This window comes from Streptomyces sp. DH24 (genome assembly GCF_029813775.1).
Taxonomy (GTDB): domain Bacteria; phylum Actinomycetota; class Actinomycetes; order Streptomycetales; family Streptomycetaceae; genus Streptomyces.
The window spans coordinates 80,746-97,330 of sequence record NZ_JARVKW010000003.1; the positions used below are offsets into that span (position 1 = coordinate 80,746).

15 protein-coding genes are annotated in these 16,585 nt (G+C 71.7%); 10 read left to right on the forward strand and 5 right to left on the reverse strand.

Annotation, left to right across the window (positions count from 1 at the left end):
* Positions 1–25 precede the first annotated feature (25 nt).
* Complete coding sequence (locus QC282_RS02915) at positions 26–1,828, reverse strand: ABC transporter ATP-binding protein (RefSeq protein WP_279547567.1); 1,803 nt, start codon at positions 1,826–1,828, stop codon at positions 26–28.
* A gap of 238 nt (positions 1,829–2,066) precedes the next feature.
* Here QC282_RS02915 and QC282_RS02920 point away from each other — a divergent pair, with 238 nt between their 5' ends.
* From QC282_RS02920 to QC282_RS02940, 5 genes are all read left to right on the forward strand, one after another.
* Positions 2,067–2,546 carry a MarR family transcriptional regulator gene (locus tag QC282_RS02920; protein WP_279547568.1) on the forward strand — a complete coding sequence of 160 codons (480 nt, stop codon included), beginning with the start codon at positions 2,067–2,069 and terminating at the stop codon, positions 2,544–2,546.
* A 226-nt stretch (positions 2,547–2,772) separates the two neighbouring features.
* The gene (locus QC282_RS02925; RefSeq protein ID WP_279547569.1) at positions 2,773–4,647 is read left to right on the forward strand and encodes an ABC transporter ATP-binding protein; all 1,875 of its coding nucleotides are present in this window, start codon (positions 2,773–2,775) and stop codon (positions 4,645–4,647) included.
* On the forward strand, positions 4,644–6,425 hold the full coding sequence (locus tag QC282_RS02930) for an ABC transporter ATP-binding protein (RefSeq protein ID WP_279547570.1): 1,782 nt from the start codon (positions 4,644–4,646) through the stop codon (positions 6,423–6,425). Before QC282_RS02925 ends, QC282_RS02930 begins: the two co-directional genes overlap by 4 nt.
* Positions 6,426–6,974: 549 nt before the next feature.
* Positions 6,975–7,445 carry a DUF5709 domain-containing protein gene (locus QC282_RS02935; RefSeq protein ID WP_279547571.1) on the forward strand — a complete coding sequence of 157 codons (471 nt, stop codon included), beginning with the start codon at positions 6,975–6,977 and terminating at the stop codon, positions 7,443–7,445.
* 47 nt (positions 7,446–7,492) lie between these two features.
* Positions 7,493–7,756: a type B 50S ribosomal protein L31 gene (locus tag QC282_RS02940; protein ID WP_279547572.1), complete on the forward strand. Its 264-nt coding sequence runs from the start codon at positions 7,493–7,495 to the stop codon at positions 7,754–7,756.
* Positions 7,757–8,133: 377 nt separating this feature from the next.
* On the opposite strand, the gene QC282_RS02945 is transcribed toward QC282_RS02940, so the two are convergent.
* Positions 8,134–8,928, reverse strand: coding sequence for a metal-dependent hydrolase (locus QC282_RS02945; RefSeq protein WP_279547573.1), 795 nt, complete (start codon positions 8,926–8,928; stop codon positions 8,134–8,136).
* A gap of 145 nt (positions 8,929–9,073) precedes the next feature.
* On the opposite strand from QC282_RS02945, the gene QC282_RS02950 reads away from it, so the two are divergent.
* Complete coding sequence (locus QC282_RS02950; protein ID WP_279547574.1) at positions 9,074–11,587, forward strand: RNA helicase; 2,514 nt, start codon at positions 9,074–9,076, stop codon at positions 11,585–11,587.
* 19 nt (positions 11,588–11,606) lie between these two features.
* Entirely contained in the window at positions 11,607–12,473 is an 867-nt protein-coding gene (locus tag QC282_RS02955) for an acyl-CoA thioesterase II (protein ID WP_279547575.1), read from the forward strand.
* On the opposite strand, the gene QC282_RS02960 is transcribed toward QC282_RS02955, so the two are convergent.
* Complete coding sequence (locus QC282_RS02960; protein WP_279547576.1) at positions 12,460–13,395, reverse strand: DUF6397 family protein; 936 nt, start codon at positions 13,393–13,395, stop codon at positions 12,460–12,462. The two genes, QC282_RS02955 and QC282_RS02960, sit on opposite strands and share 14 nt — an antisense overlap.
* Positions 13,396–13,522: 127 nt before the next feature.
* Entirely contained in the window at positions 13,523–13,936 is a 414-nt protein-coding gene (locus QC282_RS02965; protein WP_279547577.1) for a roadblock/LC7 domain-containing protein, read from the reverse strand.
* A gap of 106 nt (positions 13,937–14,042) precedes the next feature.
* Between QC282_RS02965 and QC282_RS02970 the strand changes: the two genes are divergently transcribed.
* Positions 14,043–14,471: a PPOX class F420-dependent oxidoreductase gene (locus tag QC282_RS02970; protein ID WP_279547578.1), complete on the forward strand. Its 429-nt coding sequence runs from the start codon at positions 14,043–14,045 to the stop codon at positions 14,469–14,471.
* Between the two features lie 77 nt (positions 14,472–14,548).
* Complete coding sequence (locus QC282_RS02975; RefSeq protein WP_279547579.1) at positions 14,549–15,148, forward strand: class I SAM-dependent methyltransferase; 600 nt, start codon at positions 14,549–14,551, stop codon at positions 15,146–15,148.
* A gap of 89 nt (positions 15,149–15,237) precedes the next feature.
* On the opposite strand, the gene QC282_RS02980 is transcribed toward QC282_RS02975, so the two are convergent.
* A complete protein-coding gene (locus QC282_RS02980; protein WP_279547580.1) occupies positions 15,238–16,134 on the reverse strand; it encodes an oxygenase MpaB family protein in 897 nt (298 codons plus the stop codon).
* Positions 16,135–16,233: 99 nt separating this feature from the next.
* Between QC282_RS02980 and QC282_RS02985 the strand changes: the two genes are divergently transcribed.
* On the forward strand, positions 16,234–16,530 hold the full coding sequence (locus QC282_RS02985; RefSeq protein ID WP_279547581.1) for a hypothetical protein: 297 nt from the start codon (positions 16,234–16,236) through the stop codon (positions 16,528–16,530).
* Positions 16,531–16,585 lie beyond the last annotated feature (55 nt).

Here is a 16,585-nt window from a genome sequence, read left to right on the forward strand (position 1 = left end):
TAAACGTCACAAACCCGGCATATCATCATTTCGTCAGCTCCAGTCGGGCGTCCCTCCGGACCAGTGCCGCGTACTGGCCGTCGCGCTCCAACAGCTCCTCGTGCGTGCCCCGTTCGGCCACCCGGCCGGCGTCGAGGACCACGATCTGGTCGGCACCCCGAATGGTGGACAGGCGGTGCGCGATGGTGAGCGTGGTGCGGTTGGCCGACAGCGCGTCGATGGCCGCCTGTACGGCGTGCTCGGTGCGGGTGTCCAGGGCGCTGGTCGCCTCATCGAGGATGAGGACCGGCGGGTCGCGCAGGATGGTGCGGGCGATGGCCAGGCGCTGCTTCTCGCCGCCGGAGAAGCGGTGCCCCCGCTCGCCGACGACGGTGTCGTAACCGTCGGGCAGGGCGGCGATGCGGTCGTGGATCTGGGCGGCCTTCGCCGCCGCGTGCAGTTCCTCGTCGGTGGCGTCCGGCTTGGCGAAGCGCAGGTTGTCGGCGACGGAGGCGTGGAAAAGGTACGTCTCCTGGGAGACGACGCCGATCGCGCGTGCCAGGGTGTCGAAGTCGAGGTCGCGCACGTCGACCCCGTCGAGGGTGACCCGGCCACCCGTCACGTCGTACAGCCGCGGGACCAGGTAGCCGAGCGTGGACTTGCCGGCCCCGGTCGGGCCGACGACGGCGAGGCTGCTGCCCGCGGGGACGGCGATGTCGATGCCGTCGAGGACCGGGGCGCCCTTGTCGTCGTAGCGGAACTCGACGTTCTCGAAGCGGATCTCCCCCTTGATCCGATCGAGGCGGACCGGGTTCTCGCGCTCGGTGATGTCGATGGGCAGGTCCAGGTACTCGAAGATGCGCTGGAACAGCGCGAGCGAGGTCTGGATCTGCACGCCGGTCGACAGCAGACTGACGGCCGGACGGAACAGGCCCTGCTGGAGCGAGACGAAGGCGACGATCGTGCCGATGGAGACCTGCGGGCCGCCCAACTGGAGTGCCATCCCGGCGGTCCAGTAGATGACGGCGGGCATGGCGGCCATGACGATCGTGATCACGGCCATCCGCCAGCGCCCGGCCATGTTCGACCGCACCTCAAGGTCGACCAGGCGCTCGGACTCGTCGGAGAAGGCGCTGGTGAGCGAGTCGGAGCGGCCCATTGTGCGGCCCAGCAGAATGCCGCTGACGGACAGCGACTCGGTGACCGTGGCAGCCATCTCGGCCATCTGCTTCTGCTTGCGCGTGGTGATCTTCTTGCGTTCGTTGCCGACTCTCCGGCTGATCCACACGAACACCGGCAGCAGCAGGAGCGAGACGACGGTCAGCCGCCAGTCGAGGGCGAGCATCGCGACGATCGTGGCGATGACGGTGGTGAGGTTGGAGACCAGTGACGTCGCCGTGGAGGTGACGGTGGCCTGCATGCCGCCGATGTCGTTCGCGATCCGGGACTGCACCTCGCCGGTGCGGGTGCGGGTGAAGAAGGCGAGCGACATGCGCTGGAGCCGGCCGTAGACGGCGGTGCGCAGATCGTGCATGACGCGCTGGCCGACCGTGGTGGAGATCAGGGTCTGCAGCACACCGAAGACGCTGGTGAGAACAGCGCTGAGGATCATGCCGAGGGCGAGCAGGCTGAGCAGCCCCGTGCGGCCCTCCGGAATCGCGACGTCGAGCGTCTCCTTCAGCAGGAAGGGCGTGGCGACCGAGACCAGCGACGCGGCCCCGACCAGCAGGCCGACGATCGCGAGACGGCCCCGGTAGGGGCGGAAGAGCGTGAGGATACGGCGGACCTGCCGCGGCTGCTCCTCTGAGCCGGCCGGCGGGGTCCAGGCGGGTTCGTGATCGGGGTGCATGGGCTCCTACGGAGATGAAGGGGGCGTGACGACCGGTGCTCAGCGGTTCGGTGGACCGACGGTCGGTGGATCGGCAGTCGGGGGATCGCGACGAGTGCCTCGGTGAATCGGGGCTCCCGCCTGGGTGGCCGGGAGGCCGGGCCGCGGCACGGACCTAGACACGGCCCACGGCGCCCGAGGGAGCCTAACTCATTGTTACCTATACTCACAATGAACAGCATCCTGATATTGTTCCCGCATGACCACCGCCGACTCCGACGGCCCGCTCGCCGAACAGCTGCTGCGCCTCACCCGCCGGATGCACCGCATCCAGAAGCGCCATTTCCAGCAGGGCGGCCTGGGCGTCACGCCGGCGCAGGCCCGGCTGCTGCGCACGCTGGCGCACTACCCCTCGCCGCCCCGCATGGCCGACCTGGCCGAGCGCCTGGAAGTGGTCCCCCGCGCGGTGACGACACTCGTGGACGGTCTTGAGGCGAGTGGCAGGGTGCGCCGCGTTCCGGACCCGACGAACCGCCGGGTGATCCGGATCGAGCTCACGGACGACGGCCACCGGGCCGTGCGCGAACTGCACGGAGCGCGCCGGGCCGCGGCGAAGGAGATCCTGGCGCCCCTGACGGCTGAGCAGCGCAAGGTGCTCGGCGGTCTCCTGGACACCCTGGTGGACGGCGCACCCGAGGGGCACCTGCACCACCCCCACGGAGAACAGCCCACCTGCTGAGCCCCACCAGGACGAGAGTGACAGGCCGCATCTCGGCGCGGGCGACAGCAGGATCACCGTGCCCGCCGCCGCGGGCCCTCGGCATGCCCGGGGTACGGACCGAGGCTTCCACCGCCGCGTAAAAACCGTTTGCCTCCCACCACTCTGCGACGCGAACCTGTCACGGTTTGCTGTTCGCGCACAGCGACTCCCTCCTCCCCGACCTGACACGAGCCACTGGGACGTCATGCAGATCCAAGACCTTCCGTATCCCGACCCGGGAGAGCCGGACGCTCGCTCGGGGCCCCGATTCCTGTGGTGGCTCTTCCGGAACCAACTGGGCGGCCAGTCCAAGTCGTTGGCCTGGGGTCTGCTGCACTTCGGTGCCGTCTCCGCCCTGCCGTTCTGCGTGGGCCTCGCCGTGCAGGCCGTCGTCGACCGCTCCGGCAGCCGCCTCGCGCTGGCCGGTGCCCTGATGGCGCTGGTGTGCGTCGCCAACGCCGTCGGTGACACCTTCCTGCACCGCACCGCCGTCACCAACTGGATCACGGCCGCCGCCCGCGTCCAGCAGTTGCTGGCCCGCAAGACCGCCCGGCTGGGCTCGGCCCTGACCCGACGCGTCGCGGCCGGCGAGGTCGTGGCCGTCTCCACCGGGGACGTCGAGAAGATCGGCTGGTTCGTGGAGGCGCTGTCGCGCTTCACCGCCGCCGTCCTCACCATCGTGCTCGTCTGCATCGGTCTCCTCGTCTACCAGCCGGCCCTCGGCGTGATCGTCGCCGTGGGCCTGCCCGTCCTCGCCGTCGCCGTACTGCCGCTGCTGCCCCGCGCCACCCAACGCGCCGACGTACAGCGCGAGAAGGCTGGCCGCGCCACCGAGCTGGCCTCCGACACCGTCGCCGGTCTGCGCGTACTGCGCGGCATCGGCGGCGAGGAACTCTTCCTCGACCGCTACCGCCGCGCCTCCCAGGAGGTGCGCCGGGCGGCCGTGCGCAGCGCCCGCATGTGGTCGCTGATCGCCGCGATCCAGGTCCTGCTGCCCGGTCTGCTGCTCATCGCGGTCGTCTGGCACGGCGTGGGTCTCACCCGTGAGGGCCGCATCACCGTCGGCGAACTGGTCACGGTCTACAGCTCGGTCATGCTCCTGACGTATCCACTGCGCCATTTCGAAGAGATCGCGATGGCCTACTCCTTCTCCCGTCCCTCGGCGAAGCGGGCCGCGCGGGTGCTGTCGCTGGAGCGGGCCACCGACACTGCGGGGACGCGCGCCCCGGAGGTTGTGTCCGGTGACCTGTACGACCCGGCCACCGGTCTGCTCGCTCCCACCGGACGGCTCACCGCCGTGGTGTGCGGCGACCCGGACGCGGCGGGGCGGCTGGCGGAACGCCTGGGCGGACACGCCTCCGAGCAGAGCACCTCGGTACTGCTCGGCGGAGTACCGCTCGACGAACTGCCGCTGGACTCGGCGCGCACCGCCGTCCTCGTCCAGGACAAGGACCCGGTGCTGCTGTCGGGCTCCCTGCGGGAACTGCTCGACGTACCCGCCTCGGGCGACGTCGACCCGGCCGACGCGCTCGCCGCGGCCCAGTGCGACGACGTCCTCGCGGCGCTCGCGCAGGGCTCGCTGGACGCCGAGGACCCGATGGACGCCCGTATCACCGAGCGCGGCCGGTCGCTGTCCGGCGGCCAGCGCCAGCGGCTCGCCCTCGCCCGGTCCCTGGTCACCGACCCGGAGGTGCTCGTCCTGGACGAACCGACCTCCGCCGTCGACTCGCACACCGAGGCACGGATCGCGCGAGGCGTACGGGAGCTGCGGGCCGACCGCACGACCGTCGTGTTCACGTCGTCCCCGCTGCTGCTGGACCGGGCCGACCGCGTCGTGTTCCTGCACGACGAGCAGGTCGTCGGGGTGGGCGCCCACCGCGAACTGGTGGCGACCGAGCCCCGGTACCGGGCGGTCGTGACCCGGGAGACCGACGACGAGGTGTCCCTGGGCGAGGTAACGACCGGCAGGGCCGCGCCCGCGGACGAGACGCCCGAGCTGCACGACGTACTCGATGGACACGACGTACTTGAAGACCGCGACGTACTCGAAGAACTGGAAGAGATCGAGGAGACCGCATGATCGGCGTGGCGCCACCGGCGTACGACCCGGCGGCCCCGACCACGGCGAGCACCCTGCCGATCGGCGCCCCCGCGACCGTACGCGCCTACGTGTCCGAACTGCTGCGTCGGCACCGGCGCGCCTTCCTGCTCCTCGTCACCGTCAACACGGTCGCCGTGATCGCCTCCATGGCCGGTCCCTACCTGCTGGGCAGGCTCGTGGAGCGGGTGTCGGACGGGGCCGAGGACCTGCGTCTGGAGCTCACGGCCGGACTGTTCGTGATCGCGCTGCTCGTCCAGGCCGTGTTCGTGCGGCAGGTGCGGCTGCGCGGCGCGATGCTCGGCGAACGGATGCTGGCCGACCTGCGGGAGGACTTCCTCGTGCGGTCGGTCGGGCTGCCGCCCGGCGTGCTGGAACGCGCCGGGACGGGCGATCTGCTGTCCCGGATCACGACGGACGTCGACCGCCTCGCCAACGCCATGCGCGAGGCCGTACCGCAGCTGGCCATCGGCGTCGTCTGGGCGGGCCTCCTGCTCGGCGGGCTCGTCGTGACGGCTCCGGAACTGGCGCCCGCCGTGCTGCTCGCCGTGCCGCTGCTGGTGACCGGCTGCCGCTGGTACTTCCGCCGGGCGCCCTCCGCGTACCGCTCCGAGGCCGCCGGATACGCCGCCGTGGCAGCCGCCCTCGCCGAGACCGTGGACGCCGGGCGGACCGTCGAGGCCCACCGTCTCGGTGATCGCCGCGTGGCCCTGTCGGAACGCCGCATCAAGGAGTGGACCGCCTGGGAGAACTACACCCTCTGGCTGCGGTCGGTGCTCTTCCCGGTCATCAACGTCACTCATGTCACCGTCCTCGCTTCCGTGCTGCTGATCGGCGGCGTGTTCGTCCTGGAGGGCTGGATCGGGGTCGGTCAGCTGACGACGGGCGCGCTGATCGCCCAGATGCTCGTCGACCCGGTGGGGCTGATCCTGCGCTGGTACGACGAGCTGCAGGTGGCGCAGGTGTCGCTGGCCCGGCTGGTCGGGGTCCGGGACATCGAGCCGGAGGTGGGTGACGACTCGCTGACTCCCCAGGGGCGCGACGTGCACGCCGACCGGGTGCACTTCGGCTACCGCGAGGGCGTCGACGTGCTGCGCAAGGTGTCCCTGGAGGTGGCCCCGGGCACGCGGCTGGCGCTCGTCGGTCCCTCGGGCGCGGGCAAGTCCACCCTGGGCAGGCTGCTGGCCGGCATCTACGCGCCCCGGGACGGCAGGATCACCCTGGGCGGCGCCGAACTCTCCCGGATGCCCGCCGAGCGCACCCGCTCCCACGTCGCCCTTGTCAACCAGGAGCACCACGTCTTCGTCGGCTCCCTGCGCGACAACCTCAGGCTCGCCCGCGCCGCCGCCGAGGACGCCGAGCTGTGGGCGGCGCTGGGTGCCGTGGACGCGGACGGCTGGGCCCGGGCGCTGGACGACGGCCTGGACACCGAGGTCGGCTCCGGCAGCGTCGCGCTCACCCCGGCCCAGGCGCAGCAGATCGCGCTGGCCCGCCTGGTGCTGGCCGACCCGCACACGCTGGTCCTGGACGAGGCGACGTCCCTGCTCGACCCTCGGGCGGCACGTCATCTGGAGCGGTCCCTGGCCCGGGTCCTCGACGGCCGCACCGTGGTCGCCATCGCCCACCGGCTGCACACGGCCCACGACGCCGACGTGATCGCCGTCGTCGAGGACGGCCGCATCAGCGAACTCGGCAGCCACGACGAGCTGGTCGCGGCCGACGGGGCGTACGCGGCGCTGTGGCGGTCGTGGCACGGGTGACCCGGCCGCGTGCGGCGTGGCTCCCCCGGCACCGACGGCCGGGGCAGCCACGACGCCACCCCTGGTTCGGGCAGTCACCTTGGCGCCGACGGCCGGGGCGGTCACGACGATGCCCATGGTTTGGGCAGCAGTCGCCTCGGCGCTGACGGCCGGGGCGGTCACGACGATGCTGACGCCTCGGGCGGTCGCGGCGGCGCCGAGGCCCGGTTCGGTCGGGCCGGTGCCCTCGGCCGCGGCGGTCAGGGCGGTTCCGTCTGCTGGGGCCGGCAGGCCGCCGGTGTCCGGGCCGGGCACCGCCCCGGACACCCGGGCAGGCCGGCGGTCCCGGGCAGCGAGGTGCGAGGCGGGCCGTGGCGGGCCGGTCACCAGGCGCTGCCGCCTGCCGTTGCGCGGTCCCGAACCGGGGTGGAAGGCTGGAGGAAGGCACCGGCTCGGGGAGCGCCCGGGAACCATGTGGTTCGGCGACGGGTGGCGCCTGTGCTCCCGGCAGGCGAGGCCCACCGCGGTCCGCGACGAGAAGGGGCCCGTCCTCACCCCCTGGAGGTACCCGTGAACAGCGCCGACGGATGGGGAGACGACGTCTACCAGCCCGACGGATCCGAGCAGCGCGAGGACACGGGGCTTCTCGACGCGGAGGACACCCTGGAGTACGACGGTGTCGACGACCCGCTCGACCGCGGCTGGTCCCCACCGGAACGGCCCTTCGCGGTGGAACACATCGGCGTGACAGCCGCGGAGCGCCGTCAGGGCGAGACGCTGGACCAGAGACTCGCCGAGGAGACGCCGGACCTCGCGCCCCTCGACGGAGACGGTCTCGGTGACTCCCAGGGCACCGACGGCGAACTCCTGGACAACGAGGTCGGCGACGCGCGCTCCGGCCGGCTCGTCGCTCCCGACGAAGGGGCCCACGAGGACGAGGAAAGCGCGCTCGTCGCCATGGACGTGGGCATCGACGGCGCTGCCGCCTCCGCCGAGGAGGCCGCCGTGCACATCGTCGACGAGGAGAGCCTGCCCGGCTGACGCCGCCCGGCCCGCCGCACCGCCGCCGACTCCGCACGAGGAGCAGCATGCAGCAGGACAAGCACCCCGCCTACCACCCCGTCGTCTTCCGTGACCGCTCCGCCGGGTACGCCTTCCTGACCCGGTCGACCGCGACGAGCGACCAGACCATCGACTGGGACGACGGCGAGACCTACCCGGTCGTCGACGTGGAGATCTCCTCGGAGAGCCACCCGTTCTACACCGGCAAGGCCCGCACGGTGGACTCCGAGGGCCGCGTCGCCCGTTTCCAGCGACGGTACGGCGGCGGACAGGGACAGAGCACCGGCTGAGGAGCCGCCCACCGCCCGGACGCCCGATGCCGTCGGCCGAGCCGTGGCCGTCGGCGAACCGGAGGCCGCCGGACGTCCACCGGCCGTGGACCGCGCCCCGCCCGCCGGAGACGCACCGGGCACGGGATGATCACCGGCCGCCGGACCAGCACTGGCCGCCGGAGGCGCCCCCGCGGCCGGACCGGCACCCACCGCCGAGAGGAGCACGCCGGGCACGGGATGGGCAACGCCCGCCGGGCACCCACTGAGTCCGCCGGGCACCGGAAGCGCACCGCCCGCCCCACCCGCACCGAGTCCGGCGGCCACCGGAAGCGCATCGGCCGCCAGAGGACCACCGGCCGCCGGAAGCGCACCGCCCGCCCCCGCAACACCCGCCGTCAGATGAAGTTGAGCGCCGCCGCGCAGCCGACCCCGCCGAGCAGCATGAACGCCGGCATCAACACCTTGAGCTCGATCCAGCTGCCCGCCCGGAACCGCATGACCTTCGGCGGCCCGATCGGGTACCACCTCTTGCGGCCCACCGGGATCGGCCACAGGATCGGGCAGCCGGACACCGTCAGCGCGTCGCCGAGGTCGTGCACCAGCGCGCCCAGCACGATCGGCAGGCCCAGCCACAGGTACTCCTGGCCCGGCGCCGTGAACAGCCAGTCCGCGCCGTTGCCCGGCTTGTCCAGGACGCCCGCGAGGATCCAGGCGCTGGTCGCCGCCAGCAGCCAGACCAGTACGTCGCTGCTGGAGCCGCGGGTCGCCCTCCACAGCAGCCCTTCGATGGCCAGCACCATGTGCACGAAGAGGATCGCCAGCACGGCCCAGCGGCCCCCGGTGATCGCCAGCACCGAGGTGCCCGCGCCGATCAGCACGGCCCACAGCCACGTGTGCGTGAGCGTGCGGTGCCCGCCGGAGCGGCGCGGGTCGCCCTGTTTCTTGGTCGCCTTGTAGACGGCGTAGGACAGCTTGTCGACGATCTCGCACAGCCCACGGGACAGCGGCCCGAAGGCCCGTGAGATGGTGGCCGCCTTGTGGTCGAGGTCGGGGGCGAGCGCCGCCCCGGCGCAGATCAGCGCACCCACCAACAGGACGGGCCAGGGCATCGTGTGACCGGCCGCTGCGGCTGCCGCTCCGACGCCGAGCCAGGCGGCGGCTCCCGACAGTGAGTGTGCTGGTCCCATCATCGCGGTTGCCCGCCCCATTCCTCGTGTGCCGCTGTCCAGTTGACCGGGGGCGCTGACGCGCCGTCGGCGACACAGCGTAGCGTTCGCGATCTTCGGCCGGGCATCCGATTCCCGCATCGGGCGGGGGGCCAGGCAAGATGGGGGCGTGACCCTCATCGATCAGCTGCCGCCGACCGCCGACCCCGACGCCCTGTACGAAGCCTTCGAGTCCTGGGCCCAGGAGCGCGGTCTCACGCTCTACCCCCACCAGGAGGAGGCGCTGATCGAGGTGGTCTCCGGCGCGAACGTGATCGTGTCGACGCCCACCGGGTCCGGCAAGAGCATGATCGCGGCGGGCGCCCACTTCGCCGCCCTGGCCCGCGACGAGGTCACCTTCTACACGGCGCCGATCAAGGCACTGGTGTCCGAGAAGTTCTTCGAGCTGTGCAAGCTGTTCGGCACCGAGAACGTCGGCATGCTCACCGGCGACGCCTCCGTCAACGCCGACGCTCCGGTGATCTGCTGCACGGCCGAGGTGCTCGCCTCGATCGCCCTGCGCGACGGGAAGAACGCGGACGTCGGCCAGGTCGTCATGGACGAGTTCCACTTCTACGCGGAGCCCGACCGCGGCTGGGCCTGGCAGATCCCCCTGCTGGAACTGCCGCAGGCGCAGTTCGTCCTCATGTCGGCCACGCTCGGCGACGTCTCCTTCTTCGAGAAGGACCTGACGCGCCGCACGGGCCGCCCCACCGCCGTGGTCCGCTCGGCGACCCGTCCGGTGCCGCTGTCCTACGAGTACCGGTACACCCCGCTCACCGAGACACTGACGGACCTGCTGGCGGCCCGGCAGGCGCCCGTCTACATCGTGCACTTCACGCAGGCGCAGGCCGTGGAGCGGGCGCAGGCGCTGATGAGCATCAACATGTGCTCGCGCGAGGAGAAGGACCGGATCGCCGAGCTGATCGGCAACTTCCGCTTCACCACCAAGTTCGGCCGCAACCTCTCCCGGTACGTCCGGCACGGCATCGGGGTCCACCACGCCGGCATGCTGCCGAAGTACCGCCGCCTGGTGGAGAAACTCGCGCAGGCGGGCCTGCTGAAGGTCATCTGCGGCACGGACACGCTCGGCGTGGGCGTCAACGTGCCCATCCGTACGGTGCTGTTCACGGCGCTGACGAAGTACGACGGCAGCCGGGTGCGCACGCTGCGCGCGCGTGAGTTCCACCAGATCGCGGGCCGGGCCGGCCGGGCGGGCTTCGACACGGAGGGCTTCGTCGTCGCCCAGGCTCCCGAGCACGTCGTCGAGAACGAGAAGGCGCTCGCCAAGGCCGGCGACGACCCGAAGAAGCGCCGCAAGGTCGTCCGCAAGAAGGCGCCGGAGGGCTTCGTCGGGTGGACGGAGCAGACCTTCGAGAAGCTCATCGCGTCCGAGCCCGAGCCGCTGACCTCCCGTTTCCGGGTGACGCACACGATGCTGCTGTCGGTGATCGCCCGGCCCGGCAACGCCTTCGCGGCGATGCGGCACCTGCTGGAGGACAACCACGAGCCGCGCAAGCAGCAGCTGCGCCACATCCGGCGGGCCATCGCCATCTACCGGTCGCTGCTGGACGGCGGCGTCGTGGAGAAGCTCGACGAGCCGGACGCCGAGGGCCGCATCGTCCGCCTCACCGTGGACCTGCAGCAGGACTTCGCGCTGAACCAGCCGCTGTCCACGTTCGCCCTGGCCGCGTTCGAGCTGCTGGACCCCGAGTCGCCGTCGTACGCCCTGGACATGGTGTCCGTCGTGGAGTCCACGCTGGACGACCCGCGGCAGATCCTGGCCGCCCAGCAGAACAAGGCGCGCGGTGAGGCCGTGGCCGCGATGAAGGCGGACGGTGTCGAGTACGAGGAGCGCATGGAGCGTCTCCAGGACATCTCGTACCCGAAGCCGCTGGAGGAGCTGCTCTTCCACGCGTACAACACGTACCGCAAGAGCCACCCCTGGGTCGGTGACCATCCGCTGTCGCCGAAGTCGGTGGTCCGCGACATGTACGAGCGGGCCATGTCCTTCACGGAGTTGGTGTCGTTCTACGAGCTGGCCCGCACCGAGGGCATCGTGCTGCGCTACCTCGCCGGCGCCTACAAGGCCCTCGACCACACCATCCCCGACGACCTCAAGTCCGAGGATCTGCAGGATTTGATCGAGTGGCTGGGCGAGATGGTGCGCCAGGTCGACTCGAGCCTGCTGGACGAGTGGGAGCAGCTGGCCAACCCGGAGGAGATGACCGCCGAGGAGGCCCAGGAGAAGGCCGACGAGGTCAAGCCCGTCACCACCAACGCGCGCGCCTTCCGTGTGCTGGTCCGCAACGCGATGTTCCGCCGGGTCGAGCTGGCGGCCCTTGACCAGGTCGAGGAGCTGGGCGAGATGGACGCCGAGTCCGGGTGGGACGCCGAGGCGTGGGGCGAGGCGATGGACAAGTACTGGGACGAGTACGAGGACCTCGGTACCGGTCCCGACGCCCGTGGACCCAAGCTGCTGGTGATCCAGGAGGAGCCGCAGAACGCTCTGTGGCGCGTCCGCCAGATCTTCGACGATCCGAACGGCGACCACGACTGGGGCATCAGCGCGGAGGTCGACCTGACCGCGTCCGACGCGGAGGGCCGCGCGATCGTGCGCGTCACCGACGTCGGCCAGCTGTGAGCACAGGAGAACGCCACCCATGACGAACCCCGCCGAGAGCCTCGTCGACCTGCTCGACCTGGAGCAGATCGAGGTCAACATCTTCCGTGGGCGCAGTCCGCAGGAGTCCCTGCAGCGGGTCTTCGGCGGCCAGGTGGCGGGACAGGCGCTGGTCGCCGCCGGGCGCACCACCGAGGGCGACCGTCCCGTGCACTCGCTGCACGCGTACTTCCTGCGGCCCGGCCGGCCGGGCGTGCCGATCGTGTACCAGGTCGAGCGGGTGCGTGACGGGCGGTCGTTCACCACCCGCCGGGTCACCGCGGTGCAGCAGGGCCGCACGATCTTCAATCTCACCGCCTCCTTCCACAAGCCTGAACCGGGGAGTTTCGAGCACCAGTTGCCGCCGGCCCGCGAGGTCCCGTCCCCCGAGTCCCTGCCGACGGTCGTGGAGGAGATCCGGGAGCATCTGGGCATGTTGCCTGAGCAGTTGGAGCGGATGGCCCGCCGGCAGCCGTTCGACATCCGCTATGTCGACCGGCTCCGCTGGAGCGCCGAGGAGATCAAGGACGCCGATCCGCGCAGCGCCGTGTGGATGCGCGCGGTGGGCCCACTGGGGGACGACCCGCTGGTGCACACGTGCGCGCTGACCTACGCCAGCGACATGACTCTGCTGGACGCCGTGCGTATCCCCGTGGAGCCCCTGTGGGGTCCGAGAGGGTTCGACATGGCGTCGTTGGACCACGCGATGTGGTTCCACCGGCCGTTCCGTGCGGACGAGTGGTTCCTGTACGACCAGGAGTCGCCGATCGCGACGGGCGGGCGGGGCCTGGCCCGTGGCCGGATCTACGACGTCGAGGGACGTCTGCTCGTGTCGGTGGTCCAGGAAGGGCTGTTCAGGGCGCTGTAGGTCGCGTTCCTCTGCGGCGCAGCCAGCCGCGCAGGCCGCGCGGCCTGTCCGGCACCGCCGTGTCCTGTTCCGGTTCGGTGGTGTCCTGTGCTGCCCCGGCGGCGTGCCGTTTCGCTTGCGGGCCTGCCGCGTCCGGCTTCGCTGCCGGGCGGGGCGCCGGGCGGTGGTGCCGTGCTTCGTCCAGTGCCCGTGCCAGGTCGGCGCGGAGCCAGCCGATCTCGTCCGGGTCGCGCGCGGTCATGATGTCGTGGGCGAGGGCCGCGGACGGGGAGCCGGGTGCGCCGTGGGTGGGCACCCTGGGCCGGAGCCGGCTCAGGTAGGCGCGTTCGCAGGGGTCCTTGACGATCTCCGTCACCTGGACGGGATCGAGCAGGCAGGTCACGGCGGCGGCGCGGGCCCAGGGGTCGCCGTCGGCCTGGCGCAGCAGGAATCCGAGGTGGCGTCCCCGCCAGTTGCGCGGGCGCAGGTCCACTCCCGCCGCCAACTGGCTCCGCAGGCCTTCGGGTGTGCGGCCGCTCAGCAGCGGCGCGTTGTTCTCCTCGGCCGCGAACTGCCGCAGTTCCTCTGCCAGATAGAGCCAGACGACGGCCCTGTACCGATTCAGGTAGAACTTCACGGGCACGATGAGGCCCAGGCGGGCGAGGCGGGTGAACCTGCTCGGGGTCACGTCGACGATTGCCGCCCCGTCCTTGGTGCCGACGGCTTCGACGCGCTTGCGCAGCCCGTCCGGAAAGCCCTTGCCGGCGCGCAGCCGCTCGATCTCCTCGCGGGCGACGCGTCCGCCGCCCTCGTCGCGGACGGTCCTGATGCGGCCGAGGTGCACGGCGAGGTCGAACTCGCTGCGTTTCAGTCCCAGTTCCCTCGCGGCTCGGCTCGGCGCGAGCGATGTGGTCGTCGATGATGTGGCGGTGCTGCCGGTCATGGTCGGTCTCCCCCGTGGAGTGGTCGGCCCGCCCGGTCGGGACGGCCTCGGAAAAAAACCGTAGCCGCTTCCGCGAATCTCGTGGCGAGCCTGTGGAAAACTCCACGGGGCACAGCGAAAGGCCAGGTCAGGAGTCTGATCGCGGCTTCTGTTCCGGTTGCCGCGCGTCCACGTCGAGGTGCTCGCCGACCCGGTTGACGAGCAGGGTCATCTCGTAGGCGATCCGGCCGATGTCGGCCTCCGCGCCGCTCAGTACGCACAGGCAACTGCCCGTGCCGGCCGCGGTGACGAACAGCACCGCGTCATCGAACTCGATCATGGTCTGGCGTACGTCACCCGCGCCGAAGTACCGCCCCGAGCCCTTGGCGAGGCTGTGCAGCCCGGACGACACGGCGGCGAGGTGTTCCGCGTCCTCACGCCGCAGTCCCGTACTCGCCCCCGTCACCAGTCCGTCGTTGGACAGCACCAGCGCGTGCCGCACATGCGCGACGCGTTCGGTCAGGTCGTCCAGCAGCCAGCCGAGTCCCTTGGTCTGCGCCATGGTCCGGTCTCCCCGTGTTCTCCCCGTGCGATGTCTCCCCCTGGCGGGAGGAGCTCCCCCAGCCAGCCTTCCCCACCACATGGCCGCGGGCAAGGAGGATGGGGGCATGGCAGAGAAGATGACCGACGACGAATGGCGGGCGTTCGTCTCCCACGGCACCCGCACCGGAAAGCTCTCGACCGTTCGGGCAGACGGCAGCCCGCATGTGACGCCGATCTGGTTCCTGCTGGACGGTGGCGAGGTGGTGTTCACCACCGGCAAGTCGACCGTGAAGGGGCGCAATCTCGCCCGTGACGGACGGATCGCCCTCTGTGTGGACGACGACCGGCCGCCGTTCGACTTCGTCGTGCTGCAGGGCCGCGCCCGGCTCTCGGAGGACCTCGCGGAGCTGCGTCACTGGGCGGGGCGGATCGGGGCCCGGTACATGGGCGAGGAGCGCGCCGAGGAGTTCGGCGCGCGCAACGGCGTTCCGGGCGAACTCCTCGTCCGCGTCACGATCGACAAGGTCCTGGCCGAGAAGAACGTCGCGGACTGACCGTCCCGTCGAAGCGGCGCCCCAGCCGACCGGTCCGGTGCGCCGCACCGCACGCGAAGGTGCGGGATCATGCGGGCATGAGCGACGACCACACGCACGTGCAGGAGTTCTTCACCGCCCGGGCCGCCGGCTGGGACGCCAAGTTCCCCGACGACGGCCCGGCCTACGCGGCCGCCGTCGCCGACGTCGGACTGCGCGAGGGCGACCGCGTGCTCGACGCGGGCTGCGGCACCGGCCGTGCCCTGACGCCGCTGCGTGCCGCGGTGGGGCCCTCGGGGCTGGTCGTCGGCGCGGATCTGACGCCGGCCATGCTGGAGGCCGCCGTGCGGGCCGGGCGGGACCGTGAGGGCCGATTGCTGCTCGCGGACGTGGCGTCCCTGCCGCTGCGTTCGGGATCGCTGGACGCCGTGTTCGCGGCGGGGCTGATCGCGCATCTGCCGCAACCGGAGGAGAACCTGCGCGAGCTGGCGCGCGTGGTGCGCCCCGGCGGCAGACTCGCGCTGTTCCACCCGGTCGGCAGGGCCGCGCTCGCGGCACGCCAAGGCCGTCGGATCACCCCGGCCGACCTGCGCGCCGAGCCCAATCTCCGTCCGCTGCTGGCGGGCTCGGGGTGGCACCTGACGTCGTACGTCGACGAGGACGCCAGGTTCCTCGCTCTTGCGGTCCGATCGGACTGACGGCTTCCGGGACCGGCGCCTGCGGGCTCCGGCGACGCTCCGGACCGACGGCTTCCGCGAGTCCGGCGCCTGCCGGGCTCCGGCGACGCTCACTCGGTGGCCGGCCCGTTGAGGTGCCGGACGGGACAGCCGCGCACGCCGGGGACCGGGTGGGTGCCCAGCTCTTCGAGCCGGTAGCCGTCGGGGTAGCTCTTGATCTCCCAGTTCTGGCGCGCGTGGTGCGGCGCGCGCCGCGGGGGCAGCAGACGGACCGCGCGTCCCCGCAGCCGCACCGCACGGCGCACCAGCGCGCGCGTGCCTGGCCCGGGCGGCGGATAGCGGAAGGCCCGCAGCAGCGGCTCGTCGAGAAGGGCGAGCGTCGCGGTGCGCAGCAGCGGGCGCACCGGGCGCGGATACCAGGAACCCATCAGGGCGAGGGTGGCGTCCGACACCCGCCTGGCGCCCTCGTCCCAGCCGAAATGGGCTTCCTCGTAGCTGTCGAGGCAGTCGGCGAACTCCTCGTAGGTACCGGGGATGTCGTTGATGCCCATGTGGCGGCCCAGGGTGCGGTAGTGGACCGCGGCGGCGACGGTCTCGTGGCGCGAGAACGTGCGCCAGCCGTAGGCGTCGATCCACCGCTTGGGCATCACGACGAACGTGCAGAGCACGTACCGCATGTCGTCGTTGCTGATGTCGTAGCTGCGGTGCATCTGGTTGACGCGGCGGATCGCGGTTCTGCCCTGCGGGCTGCTGAAGCCGTGTTCCACGATCGCGTCGAGAAGGAGCGACGTGTCGTCGTACCGCTGCTGGGTGCGGTCGGTCAGCTCCGCCGTCTCGGCCAGCAGACGGCCGATGGAAGGCACCGCGTAGGTGCGGTAAAGGGCCAGTTCAAGGGCGCGTGTGAAGTCCCACGGGAACTCGTAGGCCGAGGAGAGCCGGTAGATCTCCGAGGCGTCCTCGTACGGATCCATCCGCCGGATCTGCTCCAGCCGTGCGTAGCGCTGCACCGGGCCGTCCCCCTTCTGCCGCCGGGGCACCAACTCTACGTTGAGCAGCGGGAGATGTACGGTCAGCCACGAGGGACGACACGAGGGAGGGTGATCGGCGTGTTCGACGGATTCCGCAGGATCTGGGCAGAACGGGTCAGTGCCCGGCGGACCGAGGGGGACACCGGCCGGGACAGGCGGGCGCACAATCTTTTCGAGGCCGCCGCCACCTATGTCGCGGCGTCCGCGGAGGACGACCGGGAGCGGATGGACGAGGCCGCGGAATGGGTGTCTCCGGAGGCTCTGTCGTTCGGCGTCAGCGAGCTCGCCTGTCGGGCCGTCATCGCGCTCGCCCGGGAGCGCGGCGAGTCGCCGCAGGCCGTGGCGCGTTCCCTCCTGGGGCTTCCGGCGGCCTGACGCGCGGGCCCGGCGCGCGGTCGATTCGCCTTTCCGCCCGGAAAGCCGCAGCTCC